The organism is Streptomyces sp. NBC_00258, assembly GCF_036182465.1.
In the GTDB taxonomy this organism is placed as follows: Bacteria; Actinomycetota; Actinomycetes; order Streptomycetales; family Streptomycetaceae; genus Streptomyces.
Genome location: NZ_CP108081.1, coordinates 11,458,044 through 11,484,342 on the forward strand (window position 1 = coordinate 11,458,044; position 26,299 = coordinate 11,484,342).

A 26,299-nucleotide genomic window follows, 5' to 3' on the forward strand; every position below is an offset into this window, starting at 1 on the left:
CAGAACAAAGGAACCTCGTGAACACCGCATCCGCCCCGATGACGGATGAAACCTCCCTGTCGGCCCGAGAGACGGTCAAGGCGCTGTACGCGTATGTCAGGCCGCACCGGTGGGCCGTCGCCCTCGGCCTGCTGTGCGCCCTGGTCGGGGCCGCCGGGGGACTGCTGCAGCCGCTGGCCACCAAGACACTGGTGGACCGGCTCGCGACAGGTGAGACCATCGCCGGCATCCTGATCGCGCTCACCGCCGTGGTGGTGCTGGGCACGGCCGTCGAGGCGTACGGCGCGTACGTGCTGGAGCGGACGGCGGAGTCGGTGGTCCTGGCAGCGCGGCGCACCCTTGTGGGGCGGCTGCTGCGCCTGCGGATCGCGGAGTGGGAGCGGATCCCACCGGGTGACCTGATGTCCCGGGTCACCTCGGACACCACACTGCTGCGGGCTGTCAGCACCCAGGCGGTCGTCGCCGCGGCCAGTGGCGCGGTGGCCCTGGTGGCGGCGATCGTGATGATGGCGTTCCTGGACGTCGTGCTGCTGAGTGTGACACTCGGCGTGGTCGTGCTGGTCGGCGGAGCCGCCGCGCTGGTGATGCCGAGAATCGCCCGCGCCACCGAACGCTCGCAGCAGGCGGTCGGAGAGATCTCCACCGCGCTGGAGCGGGCCTTCGGGGCGTTCCGAACGGTGAAGGCATCCGGTGCCGAGGAGCGGGAGACCGCCCGGGTGGATGCGGCGGCACGGCGGGCGTGGCGGCACGGCGTGACCAGCGCGAAGTGGGAGTCCGTGGCAGGCTCGGCGGACGAACTCGCCGTACAGCTGGCCTTCCTGGCGGTACTCGCGGTCGGCGGGGTGCGCGTGGCGTCCGGGGAGATCCCCGTATCCACCCTCATTGCCTTCCTGCTGTACCTCTTCTACCTGATCGAGCCGGTGGCCAAGCTGGTCGACGCCGTCTCCCACTATCAGGAGGGGGCAGCCGCAATCTCCCGGATCGCGCACGTGGAATGCCTGTCGACGGAGCCACTCGCCCGGCAGACGGATGCCGTGCCCAGGCAGCGGGCAGCGGTGCCGGGTCCGGCGTCGGTCCGCTTCGAGGACGTGTCCTTCCGCTACCGTCCGGGCCTGCCCTCCACCCATCAGCAGGTGAGCTTCGAGGTACCGGGCGCCGGGATGACGGCCTTCGTCGGTCCCTCCGGTGCGGGCAAGTCGACAGTCTTCGCGCTCATCCAGCGGTTCTACGAGGCCACCGGCGGCCGCATCCTGGTCGACGGCAAGGACGTACGGGACTGGTCCCTGCCCGAGCTGCGGTCTGCCATCGGGTACGTGGAGCAGGACGCTCCTGTGCTGGCCGGCACGCTGCGCGAGAACCTGGTGTTCGCGACACCCGGTGCAACGGACGACGACATCCGCGACGTCCTGGCCCGGACGAAGCTCGACACCCTCGTCGAGCGCCTGCACCACGGCCTGGACACCCCGGTCGGACACCGCGGCTCGCAGCTGTCGGGTGGCGAGCGGCAGCGCGTCGCCATCGCCCGCGCCCTGCTGCGGCGGCCCCGGCTGCTGCTGTTGGACGAGGCGACCTCGCAGCTCGACGCCGTCAACGAACTGGCGCTGCGGGACGTCGTCGCGGAGCTGGCCCGTGAGACCACCGTGCTGGTGGTGGCCCACCGCCTGTCGACGGTGACAGGCGCCGACCGGATCGTGGTCATGGAGACCGGCCGGGTCCGGTCAGTAGGCACCCATGAGGAACTGGTGGCCCAGGACCGGCTGTACGCGCAGCTGGCGGCCACTCAGCTCCTCACCCCCGCGCGATAATCACCGCACGCAGGGCCGTCCGGACGTCCACTGCCGCATCGCCCACCGCGATACGCAGACCATCCGGCCTACGGGGTGTGGTGCGCGCCGTGACCATAGTCGAGGGTCGGCCGGCCGCCGGCGGATGCCATTCTCATCCCTGATCCGGCTCTTGATGTGAGCCTGGAGCGCTGGGGCCCTCGGAGAGATGGTGTGCTTTGTCGACGTCACTGCCCTGTGCAGCCCAGGGCAGGCGGGACCGAAGGTGAGGCAGCCTGGGGGCGGCCCACAGCCCGGCGGAGCCGAGCAGGATGAGGCAGACGCCGAAGAACCGCCTCGGTGTCTCCACTTCGGAGCACGCCTCTTGCCCGTCGGCGGACCGCCGGTCCTCGTTTTCACCAGCTGTGAACGCGGTCCCGCAGTCAAGTCTGACCATCGACACGAGGCCGTCCTGCCCGCCGCTGTCGTCGTCTTCGAAGAGCCCACCCGGCAGGATCATGGCCTGGTCCCTCGTGTCCCAGGAGTACATGACGCTCATGTCGTACGGGTGGCCTTCGTCATCCACGAAGTACGCGGCCGTGCGGGGGACCAGGACCAGCCATCCAGCCCCCAGGAGCGCGGCAACGGACACGAGTCGCACCCAGAACTTCGGCCTGCGAAGGATGTTCATGGCCGGGACAGTAGGGGATACCGCCCGGGACCGGTCCCGGCAGGTCACCGCCCTGCTGGGCAGCGTGGGTCGGGTCAGACCTCGGCCAGGCGCTGACGGAGGCCGGGGCCGTCAGCCAGCCCGCGGGCGAGATCGACGCTGCTCAGGACGAGGCCTTGGTCGGTCAGTCCGCGTTGAGCGGAATCCGCAGCCGCACCCGGTAGCCGCCCTCCACGGTCGGGCCCGCCTCCAGAGTGCCGTGCAGGATGTCGGCCCGTTCCCGCAGACCGACCAAGCCCTGCTGTGAACCGGGCAGGGACAGGGAGGGGCGCGTGGGCGGGGTGTTGGCGACAGTCACTCCGACGTGGTCGCCGTTCTGCCACAGCTCGACGCAGGCCGTGGCGCCGGGGGCGTGCTTGCGTACGTTGGTCAGCGCCTCCTGGACCGTGCGGTAGAGAGCCCGTTGGGCCGGTGTGCCCACGGTGGGCGGGAGTTCACCCTTCAGCTGTGCGTGGGCGCCGCTGGATTCCACGAGTTTGTGCAGGTCGGCCAGGGTGGGCTGAGGCGTCAGCTCGGTGGCGTGGCCGCCGGAGGCGCGCAGCAGCGTGACCATGGTGCGCAGTTCGTCGAGTGTGGTGACGCTCAGGGAACGGATCGTGCGAGCGGCCTCTTTGGCGTTCGGGTCCTGGGCGGCGACCTGCATGGCTCCGGCCTGTACGGCGATCAGGCTGACCTGGTGGGAGACCACGTCGTGCATCTCGCGGGCCAGCTGGGCGCGTTCGCGGGCGAGCACGGCCTGCGCGTGCAGGGCCCGCTCGTGCTCCCTGGCCTCCTCGATCTCGGTCAGCCGCCGCGCCAAGTCCCGGTGCGCCTGGAGGAGTTGTCCGAAGAGGACCGGGGCGGCAGCGGTGGCCAGGCTGTACACGAAGTCGATCAGCGTCATGGTCCGGCCGACCTCGGCAAAACTGGCCGGGGACCACGGAACGCTGCTCACCACGGCGGCCAGGGCGACACATACCGCGAGGAGAGGGCGGTTCCGTGAGCGTTCGGCCAGGGTGAACAGCGCCACGAGCGGAGCGACGGCGACCGGCTGCGTCAGCGCGATCGGCAGGGTGAGCAGGAAGACGCCGAGGGGGAACCTGCGCCGGAAGGCCAGCGCGCCACAGCCGAGCGCGGCCAGCGCGACACCCGGCCGCGTGTCCTCCCACAGGGTCAACCACAGGTCCATGGCTGCCACCGCCACCAGGACGAGGTCGACGACCGGTGCCGGAACCCGCTGCCACGCGGCGCGTGCACGGCTCATCGTCTGGCCTCCGGCTGCGGGCGCTCGTCGAGCAGTCCGGCCCGCTGCGCCAGCAGCGCGGCCTGCACCCGACTGGTCACCCGCAGCTTCGTGAAGATCGCGCTGACGTGGTCCTTGACCGTACCGGCACTCAGGTGGATGCGCGCCCCGATGTCGGCGTTCGACAGGCCCTCCGCCACCAGGACGAGGACGTCACGCTCGCGGGCGGTGAGCAGCCGGACGCGGCCCGCCTCCACGTCGACGGCCGCCTCGGTGCCGGGGTGGCTGTGCAGCAGCGTCCGGGACGCCTTGGGGGAGAGCACCACACCCCCCGCGGCCAAAGTGCGCACCAAGTGGGCCAGCTGCTCCGGCTCGGTGTCCTTGAGCAGGAAACCGGCCGCACCGGAGTGCAGCGCGGTCAGGATGTACTCGTCGGCGTCGAACGTGGTCAGCATCGCCACCACCGGAGCGTCCGGCATCGTCCGCAGCTCGCGCAGGACGGTGAGGCCGTCGACATCCGGCATCCGGATGTCCAGCAGCACCACGTCGGGCCGCTCCCGGCGGACGGTCTCAACGGCGTCGCCCCCGCCAGCGGTCGCGACGACCTCGATGTCCTCGGCCGCGCCCAGGATGAGCCCGAAGCCCGAGCGCACCAAAGCCTCGTCGTCCACCACCACTACCCGGATCACGTGCGCTCCGCCTCACCTTCGTCCCTACCGCCCGGCTCATACCGCCTCGACCCTAAAGCCCCGGAGCGTCCCTGAAGCGTCTCGGGTGCCGGCTCCAGCCACCCGGCGGGGTACCGCCCTCCAGTCGGCAGGGGCAGGGCAGCCTTCTGCGGGATACTCCGCGACTCGCCCGGTCTCCAGTCTGAGAGCCATGACACAGCACACAGACTCCCCGGCGACCGACGCACCGCCTCCCGAACACAAGCGCGGTGAGCCCACGCCGGGCTCGCCCGGCGTGGGCCGGCTCGTCGGACTGGACCTGGCCCGGGGCCTGGCCGTCTTCGGCATGTACGCGGTCCATGTGGGCCCCGCTCCGGGCCAGGACGGTGTCATCGGCTACCTGATGGAGCTGGCGCAAGGCCGCTCCTCCGCCCTGTTCGCCGTGTTGGCCGGCTTCGCGGTGGCCCTCATCACCGGGCGCCGCACACCGAAGACCGGCCTGGCCGGCCGTCAGGCCGTCGCCAAGGTGATCATCCGGGCCGTGATCCTGATTGCCCTGGGCACCGCCCTGACCTTGACCGGCACCCCGGTCGTGCCGATCCTCGCCTTCTACGGCCTGTTCTTCCTGCTCGTGCTGCCGCTGTACCGGCTGGGCACCAAGCCGCTGGCGCTGATCGCGGTGGGCTGGGCCCTGGTGGGCCCGCAGCTGCTGTACGCGCTGAAGCCGGTGGTCGGCGGCCGCGTATTCCTCTCCTACGGCCAGGCCGACGGCCTCGTCTCGCTGTTCTTCACCGGCGGCTATCCGGCCCTGACCTGGGTCCCGTTCGTCATCGCCGGGATGGCTGTCGCCCGCTGCGACCTGGCCGCCACGGCCGTCCGGATACGCCTCGCCCTCACCGGCGTCGCCCTCGCCGTCACCGGCTACGGCGGTTCCTGGCTGGCGGTGCGTCTCGTACCCGGTGCCGCCGAAGCTGTCCGGAAAGCCGAACAGGGTTCGGGCATGTCATCCATGCCGTCCATGTCACCCGGATCGACCATGCCATCCGGACCGTCCATGTCGTCCGTATCGCCCGACAGCATCGGCATCTTCGGCGACACTCCCGCCGGGATGCTGGCCGCCGCCCCTCACAGCGAGGCGACTCTGTCCATCGTGGCCGCCACAGGTGTGGCGATCCTGGTGATTACCGCGTGCCTGGCCGCCATGGACGCCTTCCCTGGGCTGCGTCGCCTGGCCAAGCCCGTCATCGCGGTCGGCTCGATGTCGCTGACGGCGTACGTCTACCACATCGTCGCCATCTGGCTCCTGAACACCGAAGGCCAGACCGCCTCGCGCCTGTACATCCTGCTCGGCTTCATCGGGTCCGTCACCGTCCTCGCCACCATCTGGTCCCGCTTCTTCCAACGAGGGCCGCTCGAATGGCTGATGGGCAGGGCGACCGGGATCGTCCGACGCATGCAATGAGACGACGCGGCGACCTCCACGAACGTTTCTGCCGGCTCTTCTTGAGGCCACCTGGCCGCCCTCGTCCGCGGCAAGGGTGACTCCCCGCTCGGCTCCATCGGGGACAGACCGGCCGACTGGTGGGTGATCTCGGAGGACGGCACCACGGTGACGCCTACCGACTGTTCTGGATTAAGTCCGTAGAAGCCTTCGGCGCTCGGCTCGCATACTGGTCCGATGCGTCCGATCACACACCATCGGTTCCGGGACCCACGCAGCACGAAGTGCGACTTTCTCGTGTCCGTCCTCGTGCGCTGCCCGGGCTGCGAGAAGGTCGCGCACGTCGGGACAGCACCAGACCCAACCGGAGTGCGGGACCAGAGCCTCTTCGCGCCCAGGCGTCTCGTCTGCCGGAACTGCGGGCTGGCGAAGGAATGGAACCGTGGATCTGTGGTCTTGCACAGGGACCGGCACAAATCGGCCACAGATCCGTACTTCGACATCCGCCTGTGGTTGCAGACCGAGACCCGGCACGGGTGGGTATGGGCTTACAACCTGGAACACCTGGACCTGATCAGACGATTCGTGCAGGCGCCCCTACGTGAAGGGATCCCCTGGCACGAACAGGGCCGAAGGATGACCGTGGTGGCCCGCCTGCCCGCATGGATCCAGCAAGCCAAGAACCGCGACGAGGTACTGCGGGCCATCGCCCGTATCCACACCTCACTGCTCCGCACCTGATCCAGGAACACTGAGTCTGTCGCCTGTCGCCTGTCCCGTGACGGGTCTGGGCTTGGTGCCCTTCTTGTGTTGGCTGGTTGGTCGCCCCGGTCGTCGTCTGCCGGACCGGGGCGCGGTCGCGTGTGTCGCGGGATCTGCTCGCCGCAGCAGGCCGTGTCGGCGTCCGTCCACGGCCCGATCCGGCAGGCGCACGGGTCTTGCGCCTGCCGGGCCCGGACCGTTCGGTCAGATCTTCGTCTTCTCGCGGACCCAGGCGCCGATCTGCGCGATGGCGGTGTCGGTTTCCGGAATCCGGCCGGCGCCGTATACGTATGAGTGCTGACCGCCGGGGACCACTACGGTCGCCGTGTCGATTCCGGCGTCCTTGACGCGGGTGGCGAACTCCTCGTCCTCGCCGGCCAGGACCTCGTACGTTCCCCAGGAGACGAGGGTCGGGGGCAGACCGCTCAGGTCTGCCCGGTTCAGATTGATCCGGGTGTCCGTGAACTCGATGCCCGTGCCGCCGATCCAGGCATCCCGGAAGAACTCCAGCAGTTCCTTGCTGAGTATCTTGTCCGTCTCGGCGTTGGTCGCGATGGTCTCGTTGGCGATCTCGAGGTCGCACCAGGGGGAGATCGACACGATGGCTCCGGGCAGTGGCTGCTTCTTGTCTCGGAGGCGAAGCGCCAGGGCGACGGCGATGAACCCGCCGATCGAGTGGCCGATCGTGATGATGTTCCCCGGCTCATACCCTTCGGACAGCAGCCAGTTGAAGGCCGCCTCCGCGTCGTCCACCTGAGCCGGGTACTTGTGTTCCGGTGCTCGCCGGAAGTCCAGGACCAGTACGGGGGCCCCTGCGGCCTTGGCGATATGGCCCGCGAGCTTTCGGTCGACGTGTGCTGACGCCAGAACGGAGCCCCCGGCGTGAGTGTGCAGGAGGACGTAGTCGGCGTTGGCATCGACGGGTTCGCACCAGATTCCCAGCACGCCACCCGCGTCCACCTCCCGGTAGGTGACGCCTTCCGGCTCCCGGGCCGCGAGATGGACCTGCTCGGCCTGGATGCGTGCCGCATCCAACTCGGACGGGGGATTCTGGCCTGTGGCCAGCCATTCCGCGAATGCGATCGCTTCCGGGCTCAGTTCAACTACAGCGTGCTCGGACACGTGGTACCTCCATGGGGTGATCTGGGCATACCGGCCCGTCAGGACCGGAATGGCCGGGGTTTGTCAGGCGGTGTGAAAGGTGGGCAGAAGTTCGCCGCCGTGGCCGATGTGCAGGTGGCCGATGTGCAGGTGGGCGAGGTCGAGCGGGGCGAGGGTTCGCGCGAGTGCCGGGTACAGCTCGTGGGTGTCGCTCTCCGTGATGTCGTTGAACGGGGTTTCGGGAGAGATCCGGAAGCGGTGCGGCCGGCGCCGATCTCGTCTGCCGGAGTGGTGGCGACCTCGACGGCGAAGCGGATGCGGTTGTCGAGGGAGCCGCCGAACCCTTTCGACCAGGCGGTCCCCGTGATCGACACGTGGATGGCGACTCAGTTGTGATGCTCGGCATCCAGCAGTGCGAGGGCGTTGCGGATGCCCTGTTCGAGGAGTTGGTCGGCGAGTTGCCGGTCGGTGAGGGCACGGGAGAGCTGCAGCGTCCCGGCCATCATGCCGAGGAGGCTGAGTGACTTCAGACGCGCCGACGGCGGATCGTGGGGTGCCAGGCGGGCGGCGAAGCCGTCGACGAGGACGAGCGCGCCGTCGGTGTACGCCTGTCTGGTGGGATCCGTGGAGCGTCCGATCTCGTCGAGCAGGGCGGCGTTGGGGCAGCCGTCCTCGATGTTGTCGCGCTGTTCGGGGGAGAAGTACCAGCGCACGAGCTGCTCGAGTCCGGCCCGGCCGGGCGCCGCCTGCGCGACGATGTTCGCGTGCTGTGCGCGCATTTGGTCGGCGACCGCGGTGGCGACGAGTTCGTCCTTGGACGCGAAGTAGGCGTAGAAGGTGCCGTTGGTCAGCCCCGCGTCCTTCATGAGCGTGGCGACTCCGGAGCCGTCGATGCCGTTGCGCTTGAGCCGGCGACCGGCTGTCGCAATGATCCGCTGCCTTGTCTCCTGTTTGTGTTCCTTGGTGTACCGCACCATGCGTTCCTCCAATGCGGCCGGGGCTTGTGCTCCGGATACCGCCTGGGTCGAGTCAGTGTGCCGCGTTGGCATGGAGAGCAGCGAAGTTGATCCTCGCGGTCTGGAGTTTGGCGTCGTGGGGCTCGGGGACCCCGCCGTCGGTGATGTACAGCCGGTCGCCGCGAACCGCGGTCGCGGAGGGCGAGGCGAGACCGTCCGCGCTGGTCAGGACGGGCCTGTAGGTGCCGTTCGGGTAGATCACCACGACTCTGTCCGGGCCGTTCTGCGAGGAGGAGCCGTTCTGTGCCGCGAACGCCACGTCGGAGCGGGGGGTCAGGAAGCTGAGATCGTCGATGTTGGGCAGGCCGCCCGTGACAAGGCGGACGGGACCGGCCGCGCCGGTGCCGGTGACCGGTACCCGCTCCTGGCCGCGTTGCCGGGGGCCCACAAGCTGTAGTAGACGGTGCCGTCATTGCCACGGGTGTTGCCGCTGATTGCCTCACCCACCGGCCCGGTCACGAGCACCGTGCGGTGTCCGGACGCGGATATGTGCATCAGTTGCGGCCCATGGGTGCGCTGGCACACCGCGCAACTGCCGAGCATGGACAGGGTCGTTGAGCCGTCGGGGTTGACGGTGATGTTCTCGGGGATCTCGCCGGCGGCGAAGTCGAACTTCTCCGTGGTCCGTACGTCGGTGACAACGGATCCGCGATACGAGTGTCCCGTCTGGCCCGTCCCTGCGGACGCGGACGGCGCCGAGCCCAGAACGGCCGCCGTCGCGGTGACCGCCAGCGCGATGCCGACGTTCCTCTTCGGAAAACGTCTTGTGCTCGATGCACCATGCCGGGCCGTTTGCTGACGTTGCTGCTGCATGACTCTCCTCGGCAGATCAACGAGTGACTCATCAATGGACTTTCGGAGACATCAGAGATGCCGGGCACACCGGAGACATTCGGTCGGGATCAGTGCCCTTGAAGCCGGACCGGGATGTCAGGTGGGCATGCGGTTGTTCTTGCGGATCTGCTTGTCGAACGCTCCGGCGGGGACGAGGCGTCGCGCCTTGGTGACGCGTGATGCCAGCGGGCCGGCGGTGTAGCGCAGCTTCGGCTTGTCGTCGGTGGCCGCGGTGACGATCACTTTAGCGACGACGGCGGGGTCGTCGCCGTCCTTCATCGCCACCGCCATCACCTCGTCGAAGACGCGCCGTCGCTCCGCGTACAGAGCCAGTGGGGTGTCGGGCTGCGCGGCGTTGGTGTCGAAGCTGGTCCTGGTATAGGCGGGCTGGACGAGGAGGACCCGGACGCCGTGCTCGCGGACCTCGTGGTCCAGCGACTCGGAGTAGCCCTCGATGGCGTGCTTCGACGCGACGTAGAGGGCCATGAAGGGCTGGGGGGCGACCCCGAGGACGGACGAGATGTTGATGAAGCGTCCGCCTCCCTGGGCGCGCATGTGCGGCAGGACGGCCTTCGTCATACGGATGACACCGAGGACGTTGATGTTCAGGACGTTCTGGGCCTGGGCGACGGAGTTCTCCTCGACGGCGCCCGCCGAGCCGAGGCCCGCGTTGTTGACCAGGACGTCGATGCGTCCGAACCGTTCGATCACCTCTCCGACCGCGGAGGTGGCCGAGTCGTCGCTGGCCACGTCGAGATCGAGGTATGTCACACCGGCGGGCGGAGTGAGTCCGGAGGTCTTGCGGCCGGTTCCGACCACCTCGAAACCCGCCGCGACGAAGGCGCGGGCCGTTTCCTTGCCGATCCCCGATGACGCACCTGTCACAAGCGCCACCGGCCGAGTTGTCGCCATCAGGACTCCCTGGGTTTTGGCTTACGTTCGTATGCCTTACGTTCGTACGACCATAAGGTGACCGTCGGCCGATGGCAAGTGGTCACGGCCGACGATCTGGAAAGGATCCGAAAACGGATGAGCGCACTGAACCCCGCTGACCGTGGGGCACGACAGGGCTGGATATGGGCGGGGAGCGGCAGGTGGTGACGCGGGAGAGTGGCCGATCGGCCCAAATGAACGCCACGCCTGTGATCGGTGTGAGGGATGGCTGATCGGCCGAGGCGCGGAGCGGGCGCGAGCGGCGAGAGCGCTCATGTCGGCCCGGAACGATCCGGCAGCCTCTCGCGCCGCGCCGCAGCCCGCCGGACAGAGGTGTTCGCCAGACCCGTCGGTGGGAGGCATTTCGCGCTCCCTGCCCGCCGGCCGCCGCCTTCGCCCTCATCGGCGTACGCGGCATCAGGTGATCGACCGAGGCGCGCTCCCGCAGGAGAACCCGAGAGACAGGACACGCGCCATGGCCGATTCGACTGCGACGCGCGCCGGAGCCCTGGTCCTGTGCGGCATCACTGGCGACCTCGCCAGGAAGATGCTGTTGCCCGCTCTCTACCAGCTCGTACGGCAGGGCGCGTTGACCGAGCGACGGCGGCCGAGCTGCGGGATCGCTGTCAGTCCAGGCGTGTCAGGGGTGCGTCCGCGGCGCTGGAAGGGTCCCGCAGAACCGGGCGTCCTGGAATGAGACAGGTGCCAGCTGACTCTCCGCCCAGCCGGCCCATCCCCCGACCCTCATGGCTAGGCCGCACCTCTCAGAATTCCTCGTGCACATCCGGATCTCCGCCCATGCGCTCGTGGGCACGGTCGGCGATCGCGTGCATCTGCGCCGGGCTCAGCTCGAAGCCGAAGACGTCGAGATTCGCGCGCTGTCGCCCCGGATCCGACGACTTCGGGATCGGCACTGCCCCGAGCTGCGTGTGCCAGCGCAGGACCACCTGGCCCGGCGTCACCCCGTGCGCCTCGGCGGTGCTGACGACCACGGGGTCGTCCAAGAGGCCGGAACCGCGGCCCAGCGGGCTCCAGCTCTCGGTCAGGACGCCCTTGGCGGTGTGGAAGGCCCGCAGTTCGTCCTGCGGGAAGTGCGGGTGCAGTTCGATCTGGTTGACGGAGGGAAGGACGCCGGTCTCCTTCTCCAGCCTCTCGATGTGCTCCGGCGTGAAGTTGGAGACGCCGATCGACCGCACGAGACCCTCCTCGCGCAGCTTGATCATGGCCCGCCAGGAGTCGACGTACTTGCCGACGCGGGGCAGCGGCCAGTGGATGAGATACAGGTCGACGTAGTCCAGGCCGAGCCGGGCGCGGGACTCCTCGAAGGAGGCCAGGGTCTCCTCGTACCCGTGGTGCCGGCCCGGAAGCTTGGTCGTCACCACGACCTCCTCACGGGGGACGCCGCTGCGGGCGACGCCCAGCCCGACACCGGCCTCGTTGCGATAGTTCGTCGCCGTGTCGACCAGGCGGTAGCCCAGACGCAGGCCCTCCGCCACCGCCCCTTCCGCCTCCGTGTCGCTCATGGGCCAGGTGCCCAGACCGATCGCCGGGAACCTGGTGCCGTCGTTGAGCGTGTGTACCGGAATGCTGATCACTACCGGACCTTCCCTTCGACTGTGTCGTCCACCCAGCGTCACGGATAGGGTGAGCAGTGATCAAGCGGGCGGGCGGGGAACCGGCGGGGGATGAAGGCAGCGGACGGCATGGGCAGCAGCGAGGAGAAGCAGCCGGCAGGTCATGGACGCCCCACGTCCCGGGACGTCGCGCGGCTCGCCGGCGTGTCGCACACCGCGGTCTCCTTCGTGTTCAACGGCCGGGCCGAGGGCAACCTCTCGCCCGCCACCCAGGAACGCATCCGCCAGGCCGCCGCCCAGCTCGGATACCGCCCCGACCCCGTCGCACGCGGGCTGCGCCGCCGTCGTACGGCCGTGATCGGCCTGGTCACCGACGAGATCGCCTCCTCGCCCTTCGCCGGCCGGCTGCTGCGCGGCGCGATGGACACCGCCTGGGACAACGAGCACCTCGTCCTGACCGTCGACTCCGGAGGCGACCGTGCCAAGGAGGACGCCGCGGTCGCCGAGCTCCTCGACCGACGTGTGGACGGCATCATCTACGCCGCCTTCTCCCTGCGCCGCGTCCGCGTCCCCGAGGGCCTGCACCGCACCCACTCCGTCCTCGCCAACTGCATTCCCGAGGACGACTCGCTGCCTGCCGTCATCCCCGCCGAACGCGCCGGAGGCCGTACGGCCGCCCGCCTTCTCCTCGACGAGGGGCACCGCAGGATCGCCCACGTCGGCGGCCTCGACGACATCGCCTCGGTCGAGCGGCTGCGCGGCTTGCGTGACGCGCTGCGCGTGGAGGGGATCACCGTTCCCAAGGAGTGGGTCGTGCGGACCGGCGGCGAGATCTCCGCCGGCTACGAGGGAGCGCTGCGGCTGCTCGACGGCGTGCCCGCCGGCCGCCGCCCCACCGCGATCTTCTGCTACAACGACCGTGTCGCCGCGGGCGCACTGCACGCCGCTGCCCGGCTCGGTATCACCGTCCCCGAAGAGCTGTCCGTGGTCGGGTACGACGACCAGGAGCACATGGCCGCCTTCCTGTCCCCGCCCCTGACCACCGTCGCCCTCCCGCACTGGGCGATGGGCGAGGCGGCCACCCGGCTCCTCCTCGACGCCATCGAGACAGGCAAGACGCCGCCCGCGACAGTACGGCGCCTCGCCGGTCCGGTGATCAGCCGCTCGTCGGTGGGACCTGCTCCCATCCGATGACGGTGGCCCCGGCCCCGGTCACGACGAGCTCGGGCACGTCGTTGGGACGTCGGTAGATCCGTTCGGTGACGGTGGCGCGATCGTCGGCGAACAGCTCGAACAGGGAGCCGTCGACGAGGATGCGCACCTCCCGCGCGGGCGCCCGCACGACCAGGGGCGCCGACCCCTCGCTCCGGGGCTGCGGCCAGTCGCTGCGATCCAGGGTCACGGTGCCTTCGTCCGGGTCGAGGCGGATCGTCAGCTCGGCGCCGGAGGCGGAGCGCAGCAGGCTGACGGTGGTCGGTGTGCTGGCGGTGACCGTCAGGTCGTACGACTGCGGCAGCGGGGTGCGTTCCGGTGCGGTGGTGAACGGCTCGGCCGCGCGCAGGAGTTGCAGCTCCGGAGCCGGTACGACGTTCAGCGCGCCGTCCGGATGGACGTCCACGACCCTCGGCGCGGTGAGGACACCGGCCCAGCCCGCGGCGTCCACCTCGCCCTGCTCACGGGCCTCCCAGGACCAGCCCCACATCAGGGCCCGGTTTGCCTCCTGGAGGACTGCGGGTGCGTAGAAGTCCCGCCCGTGGTCGAGTCGGCCGCCGGTGCGGGTCCCGAACCGCAGCCCACCGTCGCCGTCCGGCTCCAGACGGCCTGTCAGGAAGCCCGTGCCCATCGGGTCGCCGTCCCACAGTGACACCACGAGCACCCACTCCCCGCCCGCAGTCGCGAACAGCTGCGGGCACTCCCAGCCCGCCGCCTTGTCGCCGAACACGTCCGTCGCCACAGGGTCGTTGCCGTCGAGCAGCACACCGGCCAACCGCCAGTGGGCCAGGTCGTCGCAGTCGTAGAGCAGGACCGACGGTGTGCCGTCGGAGTGGCCCGCCCCGATCAGTGCCCAGCGCCGCCCACCGCTGCGGAAGACGAACGGGTCGCGGAACATCACGACGTCCAGGCCGGTCGGCGGGCCGGTCACGACCGGTGTGGGCAGGGGCTTCCAGTCGGTGAGGGTCTCGTCGTCCGGGACGACCGCCCGGGCCAGGCAGATGGTGCCGAGGCCGGCGTGGTGGCGGTCGATACCGGTGTAGACGGCGGTCGGTATGCCGTCGTCGTCGACCACGCACCCGGACCAGCAGCCCGCCTCGTCGGGGCCGCCGGGTGTCGGGGTGAGCGCGATGGGGTGGTGTTCCCAGTGGGCGAGGTCGGGACTGGAGGCATGGCCCCAGTGGACGTTCGCGTGGCGCGGGGCATCGGGGTTGTGCTGGTAGAAGAGGTGGTAGCGGTCGCGCCAACGGAAGGGCCCGTTCGGGTCGTTGAGCCAGTGGGCGGGCGGACGGACCCGAAAACGGGGGGCGTCGCGGTCGTGCTTCAACGGTTGACTCCTGCGGACGTGATGCCCTCGCGCAGAGGGCGCTGGCCGACGACGAACACGGCGACGGCGGGGATCATGGAAAGGACGACACCGGCGAGGACGACCGAGATGGAGCCGGTGCCGAGATTGCCCTGGAGGGAGACGAGGCCCAGCGGCAGGGTGTAGTTCTGGCCGGAGGTCTCCAGGATCAGCGGCCGGAAGAACTCGTTCCAGTGGTAGTTGAAGGCCAGCACTCCGACGATCGCGAGGCCGGGCGCGGCCAGCGGGGCGTAGACCGAGCGGAAGATCCGCCAGGGCCCGCAGCCGTCCAGCATCGCCGCCTCGCCCAGGTCCTTCGGCATGCCGAGGAAGTACTGGCGCATCAGGAAGGTGCCGAACGCGGTCGGAAACGCCGGGATGATCAGACCGAGCAGTGTGTCGGTCAGACTCATCGACTTGAGCACCAGGAACACCGGAACGATCGTGACCTGCAAGGGGACCATCATGGTCGCGAGGACCAGTGCGAACAGCGACTTCTTGAAACGGAACTCGAGACGGGCGAACGCGTAGCCGGCGAGACCCGCGGTGATCATCTGGCCGACCGCGATCAAAGCGGTCACGAGTGTGGAGTTGAGGGCGAGCAGCCACACATCGATCTGGTCGAAGACCCCGCGGTAGGACTCCACGGTCGGGCTGGTCGGAATGATCCTCGGCGGCAGGTCGAAGGACTCGGCCGGCGTGCGCAGCGAGGTGGAGACGGTCCAGATGACCGGACCGAGCGTCAGCAGGGCGCACACCGCCAGTGCGGTGATCCGCGCCCACGGAGCGAGCGAGTGGCGGGCCCGGCTCACGGTGGAAATCGCTTGGGTCATAGGGGGTTCACCCGGCTCACTGGTAGTGGACGAAACGCCGGCTGAGCCGGAACTGGAGGGCGGTGACCGCCATGATCAGAACGAACAGCAGCACGCCCACCGCGGACGCCTCGCCGAAGCGGAGCTGCTCGAACGCGCTCTCGTAGATGACCATCACGACGGTGCGGGTGGAGTCGCCGGGTCCGCCGTTGGTGAGGACGTACGGCTGCTCGAAGACCTGCAGGGCGTTGATGATGCCGACCACCGACGCGACCAGCAGGGTGGGTGACAGCAGCGGCAGGGTGACGTTGAGGTGCTTGCGCAGACCGGTCGCGCCGTCGAGGGAGGCGGCCTCGTGGATCTCCTTGGGGATGTTGTTCAGGCCCCCGACGAAGAGCAGAAAGGAGAAGCCGAACTGCTGCCAGACGTAGACGAGTATGACCGCCGCCATCGCCGAGTTCTCGGAGGTGAGCCATGGCACCGGAGCGATGCCGATCAGCCCGAGCAGCCAGTTGACGACACCGAAGTCCTGGTTGAACAGGTACTTCATCACCACCGAGATCGATGCGGCGGACAGCACCAGCGGGAAGAAGAACGCCGAACGGAACACCGAGCGCAGCCACACCGGCATCCGTCCGTTCACCGCGAGCGCCAGCACCAGCGCGATCAGCAGTTGGAGGGCGACCGCGAGCACCATGAACACGAGCGTGTTGCGGAAGGACACCAGGACGGTCGAATCGGTCAGCGTCTCGCGGTAGTTGGCGGCGCCCGCGAAGCTGGGGTCGTCGATCACGTTCCAGTGGAAGAGGCTGAGCACCACCGAGCCGACGATCGGGACGACCGTGAAGACGACGATGCCGACGATCGTCGGGGCCAGGAACAGCGTGGCCAGCAGGCGGGTGCCGCGGTCGCGGGCGGACGGCGGCGTGGCTGGCACGGGCGGGGGAGTCGCCGTCCTTGTCCGGGCGGGGGTCCGGGTGGTCGTCATACGTCACGCTCCATGGCCTTCTCCAGATCGCCCTGCATCCGGCGCAGGGCGGGACCCACCGAGCGCCGGGCGGAGAGCGCGGTTCCGGTGTGCTTGAGCAGCACCTGCTCGACCTCGGCGACCTGCGGCGGGGCGGGGATCGGCCCGGTGTCGGGGAACTTGTCGAGGGTGTCGTAGAAGGTCTGCCAGTGGTTCGGGCCGGTCTCCCGGTAGCGGTCGGCGGTCAGCATCGAACGGCGGGCCGGGGTGGTCTGGTTGGTCTTGAACAGCCGCATCAGGGTGTCCCTCCGGGCGGCGTACTTGATGAACTCCCAGGCCTCCTCCTGCCGCTTCGACGTGCGCAGCAGGGCGTAGCCGGCGGCGCCGAACTGCATGCGCTGGGTGCGCCAGCGCGGGAAGTACTGCACGTCGTAGTCGTCGCCCTGCATGCCCGCGAGATGCAGACCGCCCGCCCAGAAGCCGCCGGCCGGCGTGACGCCGACCCGGCCGGTGGAGAACACGCCGACGAGGTTCTGGCCGTTGCCGCCCTCGGGGCGGGTGCACAGGTCCTCCTGGATGAGGGAGGCGAGGTAGTCGTAGACCTCCTCCACGCGGTCGTGTGTGGCCTGCGGGGCCGTCCACCGGAAGCCGCCCCCGCGGCCCTGCCGTTCGGCGGCCGGGTAGAAGGAGTCCCACAGCCAGGCACCGCCGGGCGCCTTGGTCTCGGTGAGCAGGTTCGTGTCGTTGGCGAAGAGCCAGGGCACCACACCGCCCCACAGGCGGTTGGTCCAGAAGTACGGGGTGAACCGGCTGCCGCTGGACTTCTTCATGTCCCGCAGCAGCGCGGTGAAGTCGTCACGGGTCCAGTCGGCCGCGGGGAAGCTGGCGCCCGCCCGCTTCAGCACCTGGTTGTTGAGGTACATGTCGGCCGCGTTGAATTCGACCGGCAGCTGGTAGAGGCTGCCCTCGTACATCATCGACTCCACCAGTGAGGGGTGGACGTCGGCGAAGTACTCGCGCAGTTCGGCCGCGTCCCGCTTCACCCACTGGTCCAGCGCGACGCCGAGGCGCTGGGCGAAGAGCTGAACGCCCTCGGTGGCGACATAGACGAGGTCGGGGGCGGTGCCCGCCGCGATCTGGGTGAGGATCTTCGCGAAGAAGTCCGACCAGTCGACGGCCTGCACCGCGTTGATCCGGAGCTTGATGTCGGGGTGCACCTCGCCGAAGCCTTCGGTGAGGGTGCGGATGGCCTCTGGTCCGTAGGCGGGGCCGAGGGTGGCGACGACGAGGGAACCGTCGTCGCGGCCGGGGATGTCGGCTCCGGTGAGCCGGTCCCAGCTCGCTGCGGTGCCGGTCAGGGCGGCGGCACCCGCGCCGTAGGCGCCGTACCGCAGCAGCGTGCGGCGGGAGACGTGCGAGTCGGTCATCAACGGGCCTAACTCGTGTTAGTTGAGGGTTGATGCCCCAGATGATGGAAAGTGCACGACGGTGCTGTCAAGAGTCGTGCACCCCTTGACCTTTAACGAGTTAGGTCGCAAAGTCCTGACCCCATGAGCCGCCGTTCCGAGCTCAACGAGCTCAGTGACGAGAGGAAACGATGAGTGATGCGTGGGATGTCCAGGAGAGCGCTCTTCGCCGGATCGGCCGCGGGCGCGGCAGCCGTGCTGCTGCCGGCCGCGCCCCCGGCCGCCGCGAAACCCAAGTCCGCAGCTGATTGCGCCAGTTACCGCGCCGCGTACCACTTCACGGTCCCCGACCAGTGGATGAACGATCCGCAGCGACCGGTGTGGATCGACGGCGAGTACCACTACTACTACCTCTACAACGCTGACTACCTGACGGGCGGCACGACCGCGGGCACCGCCTGGCGGCTGGCCACCAGCACCGACCTGGTCGCGTTCACCGACCGCGGGATCGCCGTGCCGAAGGACACCGCCAATGGCGACGTCTGGTCGGGCTCGGCGGTGGTCGACACCGACAACACCGCCGGCTTCGGCGCGGGCGCGGTGATCGTCATCGCCACCATGGCGCCCGACGAGGTCACTCAGGCGCAGTACCTGTACTACTCCACCGACGGCGGCCGCACCTTCCGCAACCACGGCACCGACCCGGTGCTGGCCAACCCCGGCGTGCACGACTTCCGCGATCCCAAGGTCGTCCGTGACGAGGAACGCGGTCGCTGGGTGATGACCCTCGCCGAGAACAACAAGATCGGCTTCTACCACTCGGCGGACCTGAAGTCGTGGACGTACGTCGGCGGTTTCATCAAGGACGGCATCGGCGTCCTGGAGTGCCCCGACCTGTTCCGCATCACCGCGGACGACGGCACGGCGAAGTGGGTGCTGGGCGCGAGCGCCAACGGCAAGGCGGCCGGGCTGCCCAACACGTACGCGTACTGGACCGGTTCCTTCGACGGCACCACGTTCACCGCCGACGCGAGCGATCCGAAGTGGCTCGACCACGGGTGGGACTGGTACGGGGCCGTCACGTTCGAGAAGCACCGGGACGACGGTTCGGTGGATCCGTCCGTCCGGCACGCGATCGGCTGGCTCAACAACTGGGACTACGCCAACACCACCCCCACCATCGACTGCGACGGTTTCAACGGCACCGACTCGATCGTCCGCGAGGTCACCCTGAAGCGGGCCTCGAACGGGACGTACTACCTGGCCTCGCGGCCGGTCCCCGCCCTGGACGACCACGTCTCGCGCACCGTGGACCTGGGCGACCTGGAGGTCGACGGCACCCGCGTCCTCGACTACACCGGCACGTCCTACGAGGTGACGACCGAGATCACCTGGAACACGCTGACCGGCGCCGGCCTCCAGCTGCGCCGTTCCCCCGACGGAGGGCGGCACATCGACGCCGGGATCTACGACGACTACGCGTTCGTCAACCGCCGCACCACCGTCAACCCCGACACCTCCGGCAGGTGGCAGGAGAGTCACAGCCCCTTTGACCCGTCGGCCCGCACGGTGCGGCTGCGGATCCTGGTCGACCGCACGTCCGTCGAGATGTTCGTCGACGACGGCCGGTACGTGCACTCGTCGCAGGCGTTCCCGTATCTGATCGACACGGGGCTCGCGCTGTTCTCGATCGGGGGTACGGCGGTGTTCCGGAACACAGTGATACGGGAGTTCACCGTGTGAGATCCACGGACGGGCTGATCGCCAGGCTCGACGACCCCGACGCCCGGGTGCGGGCGGCAGCCCTGCACGCCTTTTCCTGTCTGCGGTGCAAGCCGGACGCGGATGCCTGCCGTCCCGACCGCGTCCGGCTGCTGCCGCGCGCCGTCCGTCCCCTGGAGGTATGGCTGGCCTGGGCGCTGTGCTTGCGCGAGGTGGTCGTCGTCGGGGGGAGGGGCCATCGGCTGGCTGGCGGCGGTGCCGTAGCGACGACCGCATCCCTGCGGCCGGGTTCTCGGGCCGGCCGAGCCGGCTGGGGTATGTGCAGCGTTCGCACACGTGGCGCCGTCCGCTGTCCAGCGACGCCCGGCTCAGTCGTCGGCGTCGGCCATCGGCTGGGCGCGGGCCCCGGCGGGGGTGCACGTGATGTCGTAGGCGAGGTCGTCGACGCCGTCGGCGGTGGGCTCTGCCTCCAGGCGGGCAACCGGGGCCGGGCCGCGTTGTACGTCCTCGTCGATCGCGTATCCGTCGTCCGGGCTCCAGGAGAGGAGGTAGACGGTCCCGTCGGCACGGCATTCGACGGTTGCGGTACCGCCCGTGAAGCGGAGGGTTTCCCTGCCGGGTGGGGTGGAGACGTTCGGCGAGGACGGGGGCCGTGAGGAACTCGTCGGGCGCTGGTGGGAGCGGGAGCCGCTGGGCTCGGGGGAGGTGGAGCCGGTCGGTGTCGCCTGTGCCAAGGCGCGACGTACCGCCGCGTCGTCCAGCGCACGTCCGTGCGCGGGCGTGTCCGCGTCGGCGCTGGCGAGCTGCCACGCGGCCAGTCCGCCCGCGCCCGTACCGAGGGCCACCCAGGCCGCGGTCGCCAGGGCCCTGCGCCACTTCACGGAACCACCTCTCCACCTCATCGGGACGCCACCTCGGACTGGCAGGGAGACCTTCTCGCAGCCTTCCCTAACGCCCGGTTAAGACACGGACAAAGGAACGGCCCACCGAGGAGCCTTACTTCACCCGCAGTACACCCTGCATCAATCCTGTGGCTACCGTGTCGTCATGGCTCACCTGCTGGTTGTGGAGGACGACCCCGCTCTGCGCAGCGCACTCGTGCGTGCTCTGCGGGACAAAGGTCACGCGGTCGCGACAGCGCCCAGCGGCATGGCAGGGCTCGACGCGGCCGTGACCAGTCCGCCGGACCTGGTCGTGCTGGACCTGGGGCTGCCGGACGTGGACGGCGGGCAGGTGCTGCGGATGCTGCGGGCCGTCAGCGACGTACCGGTGATCGTGGCGACCGCGCGGGACGAGGAGCCGCAGATGGTCGCCCTGCTGGAGGGCGGCGCCGACGACTACATCGTGAAGCCGTTCGGGGCGGCCCAGCTCGACGCGCGGATCAAGGCGGTGCTGCGGCGCCTGGGCCAGGCCGAGGCGGAAGAGCCGCTGCGGGTGGGTGGACTCGTCGTGCACCCGGCCGCCCGTGAGGTCACCCTCGATGGCCTCCCTCTCGACCTCACGCCCCGGGAGTTCGACCTGCTCGCCCATCTGGCCCGCCGCGCCGGTCAGGTCGTGCCCCGCCGCGAGCTCCTCGCTGAGGTCTGGCAGCAGCCGCTGGGCGGCGCCGACAAGACGGTGGACGTCCATCTGTCGTGGCTGCGGCGGAAGTTGGGGGAGACCGCCCAGGACCCGCGCTACCTGCACACGGTGCGCACCGTGGGGGTGAAACTGGCGGCGCCCACGCCTGGCACAGCGGACGCGGTCGACGTGACGGGCAAGTCCTAGTGCGGCGCCGGCTCCTGCTGCTGACCGGTTCCACCACTGCCCTCGTTCTGGCCGCTCTGCTGGTGCCCCTCACCCTGCTCACGCGGACGCACGCCGCCGACCGGGCCATCGCCGAGGCGACTGCGCGGGCACAGTGGGTGGCAGCGACGGTGGGGCCATCACTGGCAGGCGGGATGCGGGGAGCCAAGGCCGGCGACCAGATGGAACAAACCCTGCGGAGCGTCAACGGCCCCGCTCTGCCCAGGACCTCGCTCATCCTTGCCGACGGCACCGTCGTCGGTTCTCCCGCCCGGCTCACCGAGGCGGTCCGGCTGGCGCGCACCGGACGAGCGTTCACCTACGAGCCGCCGAACGGCGGGCGGGTCGTACTGGTCCCGGTGCACGGGGCCCCCGAGGGCACCGCGGTGGTGCACGTGGCGGTGAGCCGAGGGCAGTTGCACGACGGCGTCCTCACCTCGTGGCTCGTCCTGGCCGGAATCGGTGCCGCGCTCGTCCTTCTCGGCCTCGTTCTCGCCGACCGACTGGGCACCCGGATCGTGGGCGCGACACGCTCGCTCGCCGCGACGGCGAACCGGCTGTCCGCGGGCGACCTGACGGCCCGCGCAGAGCCGCAGGGCCCACCGGAACTGCGCCTGGTCGCAGACCAGTTGAACCGGCTCGCCGCCCGCATCGACGAACTCCTGGCCGCCGAACGCGAGAACGCCGCCGATCTCGCCCACCGTCTGCGCACCCCCGTCGCCGCCCTCCGGCTGGACGCCGAGACCCTGCGCGATCCCGCAGAAGGGGAACGGATCGCGGCGAGCGTGGCCGTACTGGAACACGGCGTCGACGAGGTCATCCGGCGGGCACGGCGCCCCCTGCGCGAGGCCGAGCCCACCGCCGACCTGCCGGCCGCAGCCCGCGAACGGGCCGCGTTCTGGCTCCCCTTGGCCGAGGACCAGAACCGCGCAGTCGACATCGACACCCCCGCCGGCCCCCTTGCGGTACCTGTACCGCCCGACGAACTCACCGCCGCGCTCGACGCATTGATCGGCAATGTGCTGGACCACACCCCCCAGGGCACAGGCTTTCGCGTCACGGTCCGAACGACGGGCGACATGGCGGAGCTCCTGGTGGAAGACGAGGGCCCCGGCTTCCCGGACCCTGGCGACGGCCCGTACCTCACCACCCGCGGAACCAGCGGCGCGGGGTCCACGGGACTCGGCCTGGACATAGCCCGCCGCACGGCGGAGGAGGCCGGCGGTGCCTTCGAGGCAGCCAACTCACCGGGGGCGAAAGTGACACTCTCCTTCCCGACCGCCGCCGACTGATCGCCTCACACCCGCACCGCCTGGGGAAACACGGTCCGTACCGCCCGTGCCCACGCGTTCGCACCCAACTGCGGCCTCACGGCGGCGAGTCCGGCGCTGTACTTGGTGAACCCGGCCGGCCGCACCCCGTAGGCGTGCAGCAGCCGGTCCGCCTCCGTCAGGTGACCGCGCGTCTTCGTCTCGACGAGCACCACCGAGCCGTCGGCCGAGGCCGCCCGGCCCGTTGCCTCGTCCCGCACGATCAGCCCCGCGTCACAGGTCACCCGCTGTCCCTCGGCCACGAACGTGACCCGCCGATAGTCCGTACGCAAGGACGGCACGAGGTCTTCCGGGACGTCGAGCATGCCGTACGCCTTCCGCAGCACCCCGGCCAGGAACCGGCGCCGCGCTCCGTCCAGTGGACGGTCGCCCTCGGACATCCGCTGCCGGTGCTTCACCGTTTCACCTCGACCGCTCTTGAGCTTGACCTCGAACTGCCGCTCCCCGCTGTCCTCGTAGACCCGCTCCCTGATCCGGAAACGGCGCCGGCGTTGCTGACGGTGATCGTGGAAGGTGCGCAGCGTGGGGGTGTCGTAGTACGTGGAGCGGTACCGGAAGCAGCGCCGGCCGTCGATGTCGAGAACCCGGAAAAAGGGCGGGCCGCCCGGCCGACGCCGGTCGGTCAGCCGGACCGCGAATTCCTCGAAGAGCCAGGCCGGCACGACGTAACTGTTGTCGTGCCGGGCCAGCAGTTCGGCGTGAGCGTTGAGTTCGGCCAGCGACACCGGGTGCGCGGCGGCCGCGGCACTTTCCAGGACGTTGAGGGCATCCGACGTGTCCCTCACCACGAGGCCGGCTCCTTCGTCGCGGCGCGCGGCACCGAAATCCGAGAAGCAGCCGTGCGGGTGGCCCCCACGCTTCCCGCCTGCCGGTATCGCACCTCCACCACGGTCAGGTCCCGCACATAGTCCACCTCGCGCACCGTCCACCCGTACGGTTCCCCGAGCCGTCGCCGCAGCTCCCCGCGGAGTGCGTCCTCGTCCTCGTACACCGCGTCCAGTGTGACGACCGTGCGACGCTCCCGCGCGTACAGGCGCGGATGATCGGCCGCATACAGAACGAGCAGCAGCACACCCGCGAGCCCTGCAGCCACATCAAGTCCCAGCCCCGGAAGCCCGCACAGCAAGCCCAGAACCAGTGTCGTGAAGTAGTACGCCACCTCCTGATGCCGCACCGCGTCGGAGCGCAGCCGGACGATCGACAGCACTCCGAAGAGCCCGAACCCCAGGGCCGACCCGCCGGTGTTCCCTACACGGCCCAGCGCGGCAACGACCGCGAACAGGGAGACGTTCAACGCGAGGTACGCGGGCACGAGCTCCCGCCTGCGGTGCCGGGGGTGGAAGACACCGCACGTCAGCAATGTCACCGCGATGAGGTCGAGCCCGAGATGGGCCGCCAACTCTCCAAGATTGCCTGTACTGTCCATGCCGCAAACGCTAGGGAGCACCCGGTTAAGCCGGCCGCCATCGGCGGTTAAGGCCCGCCCTCGGCTGAGGCAGGGAGACCTCCATCCTGGTGGGGATGGCTCAACTCGCCAGGGTTTCGGGAGGCGCCCAACGGCGGTTCGTGGAGCGCGGGTTCGCTCATCTCCTCCCGTTCCGCCAACGGCCGGGGCGGATCGTCCCGGCCGTCACGTTCAGCAGCGTCGACTTGCCGCAACCGGAAGGCCTGAGGAACGTGCGAGTTCCTGTACGGCCAACCGCGCCCGCTCTTCGAGGGCTGTGCGTTCATCGATGCCCCTGCCGAAGCCCAAGGCCGGTGCTGAGCAGACCACCACCGTCTGATGCCGACACGGCCCGCAACGATCGTGTACGCCGTGCTGTCGAAGCCGAACAAGTTGGTCATCGGGCGGGCTAGGCATTGACCCAGCTCCTGACCAGGGTCACGAAGGCTTCCTCCTTGGCTTTGGCGTCGTCCAGGTCCTGGAAGATGACCGTGGCCCTGGCACTGCTGATCCAATCGAGCAGACCACTTTCATCACTGAACCTGAAGTCCGCCCGGTCGTACTTCACCTTGGCACCTCGATGGAAGATGGCTTGGACGCCCTTCTTGGCCCGGAGCTGGAAGGTCACCCGGTCCTCGCCTCCACGGAGAAAGCTGGGCGCCTTCCACTTCACGTGTTCGGTGACGCCAGGATCCGATCCCAGGACAGCGGCTCGCAGATACTCGATCGTCTCTTTCTGGGGTGATCGAGGGCAGCCATGAACTGGTCCACTTCCACGTTCTTGTTCGCCATCTTGTCCATTCCGGGTGTCGAAACGTGCCGCCGGTGCATCGGCGGCGCACATACGGATCAGCTTGCCCGAACCCGCACCGCGTGTCGGTGATGAGAAAACCTCTTCAGTGATCAGTGAGATGGGGGAATGGATGCAGTTTGGCCGGGTGTGATGGGTCAGGAACTCCGCCGGGGCGTCAGTGCTTCGCGAAGTCCAGGAGGGTGGGCTGAGCCGGGCGCAGCGGCGCCGGCGGTCAGCGGTCGATGCTGGCCATGTTCGCCTCGTCGTGGCGTTCACCCGCGGCCGGCGTGAGGTTGTTCAGCCGGGAGAGCTGAGCGGCGCTGAGTTCGACGCTTTCGGCGGCGGTGTTCTCTTCGACGCGCGCGACCCGGCGGGTTCCGGGGATGGGGGCGATGTCGTCGCCGCGTGTCAGCAGCCACGCCAGTGCGGTCTGGGCCGGGGTGGCGCCGATCTCGGCGCCGATGGCCTGTACTTCGTCGACGATGCGCAGGTTGCGCTGGAAGTTCTCGCCGGTGAAGCGCGGGTTGGTCTTGCGCCAGTCGTCGTCGGCGAAGTCGTCGACGGTGCGGATCTGCCCGGTCAGCAGGCCGTGGCCGAGCGGGGAGTAGGGCACGAACCCGATGCCCAGCTCACGCAGCAGCGGGAGGATCTCGGCCTCGACGTCGCGGGTCCACAGCGAGTATTCGGTCTGCAGCGCGGCCACCGGATGCACGGCGTGTGCCCGGCGGATCGTGTCGGGGCCGGCCTCGGAGAGTCCGATGTGGCGGACCTTGCCTTCGGCGACCAGCTCGGCCAGCGCGCCGATGGTCTCCTCGATGGGTGTGTTGGGGGCGACGCGGTGCTGGTAGTAGAGGTCGATGTGGTCGGTGCCCAGCCGCTTGAGTGAGCCCTCGACCGCCGCCTTCACGTTGCCGGCGCTGCTGTCGATGACGCCGGGGCCGTCGCCGGCGTGGGAGACGAGGCCGAACTTCGTCGCCACGACGACGTTGTCCCGCCGGCCCTTGATGGCCTTACCGACGATTTCCTCGCTGTGGAAGGGGCCGTAGATCTCGGCGGTGTCGATGTGGGTGACCCCGAGGTCCAGGGCCCGGTGGATGGTGCGGATCGACTCGGCGTCATCGAGCCCTCCGCCGGTGGTGTACGTGCCGGCCATGGTCATGGCTCCCAGGCCGATGCGGGAGACATCGAGCCCGCCCAGTGATACGTGCTTCATCAGGTACTCCTTGTGCAGCGGTGTAGTGGCCGTCAGGCCCGGTCGGTGGTCATGGCCGGTGAGTGCCATGACCGCGTGGCCAGCTGGCGGCTCGTTTCGGGGACTGCGCAGCCGGCCTCGACACCGAAGTCGGTGAGGCACATGGCTTCGTCTGGCTTCGCCGTCCCGGCGACCGGGGGCGCAGTGGCCGTCCAGGGGGATATTCGAGCCGGCGGCTGTGGGCCG

General features: G+C 69.5%; 25 protein-coding genes and 1 pseudogene. 8 read left to right on the forward strand and 18 right to left on the reverse strand.

Annotated features, from left to right (window positions below; all coding sequences use genetic code 11):
* The first annotated feature begins 17 nt into the window (after positions 1-17).
* Complete coding sequence (locus tag OG718_RS50825; protein ID WP_443055303.1) at positions 18-1,805, forward strand: ABC transporter ATP-binding protein; 1,788 nt, start codon at positions 18-20, stop codon at positions 1,803-1,805.
* A 133-nt stretch (positions 1,806-1,938) separates the two neighbouring features.
* On the opposite strand, the gene OG718_RS50830 is transcribed toward OG718_RS50825, so the two are convergent.
* From OG718_RS50830 to OG718_RS50840, 3 genes are all read right to left on the reverse strand, one after another.
* A complete protein-coding gene (locus OG718_RS50830) occupies positions 1,939-2,454 on the reverse strand; it encodes a hypothetical protein (protein ID WP_328847466.1) in 516 nt (171 codons plus the stop codon).
* 163 nt (positions 2,455-2,617) lie between these two features.
* Complete coding sequence (locus OG718_RS50835) at positions 2,618-3,736, reverse strand: sensor histidine kinase (RefSeq protein WP_328847467.1); 1,119 nt, start codon at positions 3,734-3,736, stop codon at positions 2,618-2,620.
* A complete protein-coding gene (locus OG718_RS50840; protein ID WP_328847468.1) occupies positions 3,733-4,404 on the reverse strand; it encodes a response regulator transcription factor in 672 nt (223 codons plus the stop codon). Before OG718_RS50840 ends, OG718_RS50835 begins: the two co-directional genes overlap by 4 nt.
* 190 nt (positions 4,405-4,594) lie before the next feature.
* Between OG718_RS50840 and OG718_RS50845 the strand changes: the two genes are divergently transcribed.
* Together OG718_RS50845 and OG718_RS54530 are read left to right on the forward strand one after the other, a co-directional pair.
* The gene (locus OG718_RS50845) at positions 4,595-5,845 is read left to right on the forward strand and encodes a DUF418 domain-containing protein (RefSeq protein ID WP_328847469.1); all 1,251 of its coding nucleotides are present in this window, start codon (positions 4,595-4,597) and stop codon (positions 5,843-5,845) included.
* A gap of 429 nt (positions 5,846-6,274) precedes the next feature.
* Entirely contained in the window at positions 6,275-6,565 is a 291-nt protein-coding gene (locus OG718_RS54530) for a hypothetical protein (RefSeq protein WP_143643174.1), read from the forward strand.
* Between the two features lie 225 nt (positions 6,566-6,790).
* On the opposite strand, the gene OG718_RS50855 is transcribed toward OG718_RS54530, so the two are convergent.
* The 5 genes and pseudogenes from OG718_RS50855 to OG718_RS50875 all read right to left on the reverse strand — a co-directional run bounded on the left by OG718_RS50855 (position 6,791) and on the right by OG718_RS50875 (position 10,449).
* The gene (locus OG718_RS50855) at positions 6,791-7,708 is read right to left on the reverse strand and encodes an alpha/beta hydrolase (RefSeq protein ID WP_143643175.1); all 918 of its coding nucleotides are present in this window, start codon (positions 7,706-7,708) and stop codon (positions 6,791-6,793) included.
* Between the two features lie 78 nt (positions 7,709-7,786).
* Positions 7,787-8,028: pseudogene (locus tag OG718_RS50860) on the reverse strand (oxidoreductase); the annotation flags it as partial.
* A gap of 45 nt (positions 8,029-8,073) precedes the next feature.
* Positions 8,074-8,664: a TetR/AcrR family transcriptional regulator gene (locus OG718_RS50865; protein ID WP_328847471.1), complete on the reverse strand. Its 591-nt coding sequence runs from the start codon at positions 8,662-8,664 to the stop codon at positions 8,074-8,076.
* Between the two features lie 52 nt (positions 8,665-8,716).
* Positions 8,717-9,091, reverse strand: coding sequence for a hypothetical protein (locus tag OG718_RS50870; protein ID WP_328847472.1), 375 nt, complete (start codon positions 9,089-9,091; stop codon positions 8,717-8,719).
* Positions 9,092-9,633: 542 nt separating this feature from the next.
* On the reverse strand, positions 9,634-10,449 hold the full coding sequence (locus OG718_RS50875; RefSeq protein ID WP_328847473.1) for an oxidoreductase: 816 nt from the start codon (positions 10,447-10,449) through the stop codon (positions 9,634-9,636).
* 496 nt (positions 10,450-10,945) lie between these two features.
* Here OG718_RS50875 and OG718_RS50880 point away from each other — a divergent pair, with 496 nt between their 5' ends.
* Positions 10,946-11,167, forward strand: coding sequence for a hypothetical protein (locus OG718_RS50880; protein WP_260695744.1), 222 nt, complete (start codon positions 10,946-10,948; stop codon positions 11,165-11,167).
* Positions 11,168-11,234: 67 nt separating this feature from the next.
* Here OG718_RS50880 and OG718_RS50885 read toward each other — a convergent pair whose 3' ends face one another.
* Positions 11,235-12,065 (reverse strand): aldo/keto reductase, encoded by an 831-nt coding sequence (locus OG718_RS50885; protein ID WP_328847474.1) that lies wholly within the window; start codon positions 12,063-12,065, stop codon positions 11,235-11,237.
* Positions 12,066-12,173: 108 nt separating this feature from the next.
* Between OG718_RS50885 and OG718_RS50890 the strand changes: the two genes are divergently transcribed.
* Positions 12,174-13,238: a LacI family DNA-binding transcriptional regulator gene (locus OG718_RS50890; RefSeq protein WP_143643222.1), complete on the forward strand. Its 1,065-nt coding sequence runs from the start codon at positions 12,174-12,176 to the stop codon at positions 13,236-13,238.
* Here the strand turns inward: OG718_RS50890 and OG718_RS50895 are convergent.
* The 4 genes from OG718_RS50895 to OG718_RS50910 are packed head-to-tail and all read right to left on the reverse strand — an operon-like array spanning position 13,201 to position 17,807.
* Complete coding sequence (locus tag OG718_RS50895; protein ID WP_328847475.1) at positions 13,201-14,583, reverse strand: glycoside hydrolase family 32 protein; 1,383 nt, start codon at positions 14,581-14,583, stop codon at positions 13,201-13,203. The genes OG718_RS50890 and OG718_RS50895 overlap by 38 nt on opposite strands.
* A complete protein-coding gene (locus OG718_RS50900) occupies positions 14,580-15,434 on the reverse strand; it encodes a carbohydrate ABC transporter permease (RefSeq protein WP_143643180.1) in 855 nt (284 codons plus the stop codon). Before OG718_RS50900 ends, OG718_RS50895 begins: the two co-directional genes overlap by 4 nt.
* A 16-nt stretch (positions 15,435-15,450) precedes the next feature.
* On the reverse strand, positions 15,451-16,401 hold the full coding sequence (locus OG718_RS50905) for a carbohydrate ABC transporter permease (protein WP_143643181.1): 951 nt from the start codon (positions 16,399-16,401) through the stop codon (positions 15,451-15,453).
* Positions 16,398-17,807, reverse strand: coding sequence for an extracellular solute-binding protein (locus tag OG718_RS50910; protein WP_143643182.1), 1,410 nt, complete (start codon positions 17,805-17,807; stop codon positions 16,398-16,400). Before OG718_RS50910 ends, OG718_RS50905 begins: the two co-directional genes overlap by 4 nt.
* Before the next feature lie 177 nt (positions 17,808-17,984).
* Between OG718_RS50910 and OG718_RS50915 the strand changes: the two genes are divergently transcribed.
* Positions 17,985-19,529, forward strand: a complete 1,545-nt coding sequence (locus tag OG718_RS50915) for a glycoside hydrolase family 32 protein (RefSeq protein WP_143643183.1) — start codon at positions 17,985-17,987, stop codon at positions 19,527-19,529.
* 347 nt (positions 19,530-19,876) lie between these two features.
* On the opposite strand, the gene OG718_RS50920 is transcribed toward OG718_RS50915, so the two are convergent.
* Positions 19,877-20,389: a hypothetical protein gene (locus OG718_RS50920; protein ID WP_328847476.1), complete on the reverse strand. Its 513-nt coding sequence runs from the start codon at positions 20,387-20,389 to the stop codon at positions 19,877-19,879.
* Between the two features lie 166 nt (positions 20,390-20,555).
* Between OG718_RS50920 and OG718_RS50925 the strand changes: the two genes are divergently transcribed.
* Both OG718_RS50925 and OG718_RS50930 read left to right on the forward strand, forming a co-directional pair.
* Positions 20,556-21,275, forward strand: a complete 720-nt coding sequence (locus OG718_RS50925; protein WP_143643185.1) for a response regulator transcription factor — start codon at positions 20,556-20,558, stop codon at positions 21,273-21,275.
* Entirely contained in the window at positions 21,275-22,585 is a 1,311-nt protein-coding gene (locus OG718_RS50930) for a sensor histidine kinase (protein ID WP_328847477.1), read from the forward strand. Before OG718_RS50925 ends, OG718_RS50930 begins: the two co-directional genes overlap by 1 nt.
* A gap of 5 nt (positions 22,586-22,590) precedes the next feature.
* On the opposite strand, the gene OG718_RS50935 is transcribed toward OG718_RS50930, so the two are convergent.
* From OG718_RS50935 to OG718_RS50950, 4 genes are all read right to left on the reverse strand, one after another.
* A complete protein-coding gene (locus tag OG718_RS50935) occupies positions 22,591-23,409 on the reverse strand; it encodes a VTC domain-containing protein (RefSeq protein WP_328847478.1) in 819 nt (272 codons plus the stop codon).
* Entirely contained in the window at positions 23,406-24,050 is a 645-nt protein-coding gene (locus OG718_RS50940; protein ID WP_328847479.1) for a DUF4956 domain-containing protein, read from the reverse strand. The genes OG718_RS50935 and OG718_RS50940 overlap by 4 nt, the downstream gene beginning before the upstream one ends.
* Positions 24,051-24,477: 427 nt before the next feature.
* Entirely contained in the window at positions 24,478-24,912 is a 435-nt protein-coding gene (locus OG718_RS50945; protein ID WP_328847480.1) for a DUF1801 domain-containing protein, read from the reverse strand.
* Between the two features lie 181 nt (positions 24,913-25,093).
* Entirely contained in the window at positions 25,094-26,074 is a 981-nt protein-coding gene (locus OG718_RS50950; protein WP_328847481.1) for an aldo/keto reductase, read from the reverse strand.
* Between the last annotated feature and the right edge of the window lie 225 nt (positions 26,075-26,299).

Excerpts from the sequence above, each read along its gene's own strand:
- OG718_RS50845 (WP_328847469.1), top strand. The coding sequence starts at position 4,595 with ATGACACAGCACACAGACTCCCCGGCGACCGACGCACCGCCTCCCGAA.
- OG718_RS50880 (WP_260695744.1), top strand. The coding sequence starts at position 10,946 with ATGGCCGATTCGACTGCGACGCGCGCCGGAGCCCTGGTCCTGTGCGGC.
- OG718_RS50910 (WP_143643182.1), bottom strand. The coding sequence starts at position 17,807 with ATGACCGACTCGCACGTCTCCCGCCGCACGCTGCTGCGGTACGGCGCC.
- OG718_RS50830 (WP_328847466.1), bottom strand. The coding sequence starts at position 2,454 with ATGAACATCCTTCGCAGGCCGAAGTTCTGGGTGCGACTCGTGTCCGTT.
- OG718_RS50950 (WP_328847481.1), bottom strand. The coding sequence starts at position 26,074 with ATGAAGCACGTATCACTGGGCGGGCTCGATGTCTCCCGCATCGGCCTG.
- OG718_RS50945 (WP_328847480.1), bottom strand. The coding sequence starts at position 24,912 with ATGTGCGCCGCCGATGCACCGGCGGCACGTTTCGACACCCGGAATGGA.
- OG718_RS50890 (WP_143643222.1), top strand. The coding sequence starts at position 12,174 with ATGGGCAGCAGCGAGGAGAAGCAGCCGGCAGGTCATGGACGCCCCACG.
- OG718_RS50875 (WP_328847473.1), bottom strand. The coding sequence starts at position 10,449 with ATGGCGACAACTCGGCCGGTGGCGCTTGTGACAGGTGCGTCATCGGGG.
- OG718_RS50915 (WP_143643183.1), top strand. The coding sequence starts at position 17,985 with ATGCGTGGGATGTCCAGGAGAGCGCTCTTCGCCGGATCGGCCGCGGGC.
- OG718_RS50925 (WP_143643185.1), top strand. The coding sequence starts at position 20,556 with ATGGCTCACCTGCTGGTTGTGGAGGACGACCCCGCTCTGCGCAGCGCA.
- OG718_RS50900 (WP_143643180.1), bottom strand. The coding sequence starts at position 15,434 with ATGACCCAAGCGATTTCCACCGTGAGCCGGGCCCGCCACTCGCTCGCT.
- OG718_RS50905 (WP_143643181.1), bottom strand. The coding sequence starts at position 16,401 with ATGACGACCACCCGGACCCCCGCCCGGACAAGGACGGCGACTCCCCCG.
- OG718_RS50940 (WP_328847479.1), bottom strand. The coding sequence starts at position 24,050 with ATGGACAGTACAGGCAATCTTGGAGAGTTGGCGGCCCATCTCGGGCTC.
- OG718_RS50835 (WP_328847467.1), bottom strand. The coding sequence starts at position 3,736 with ATGAGCCGTGCACGCGCCGCGTGGCAGCGGGTTCCGGCACCGGTCGTC.
- OG718_RS50865 (WP_328847471.1), bottom strand. The coding sequence starts at position 8,664 with ATGGTGCGGTACACCAAGGAACACAAACAGGAGACAAGGCAGCGGATC.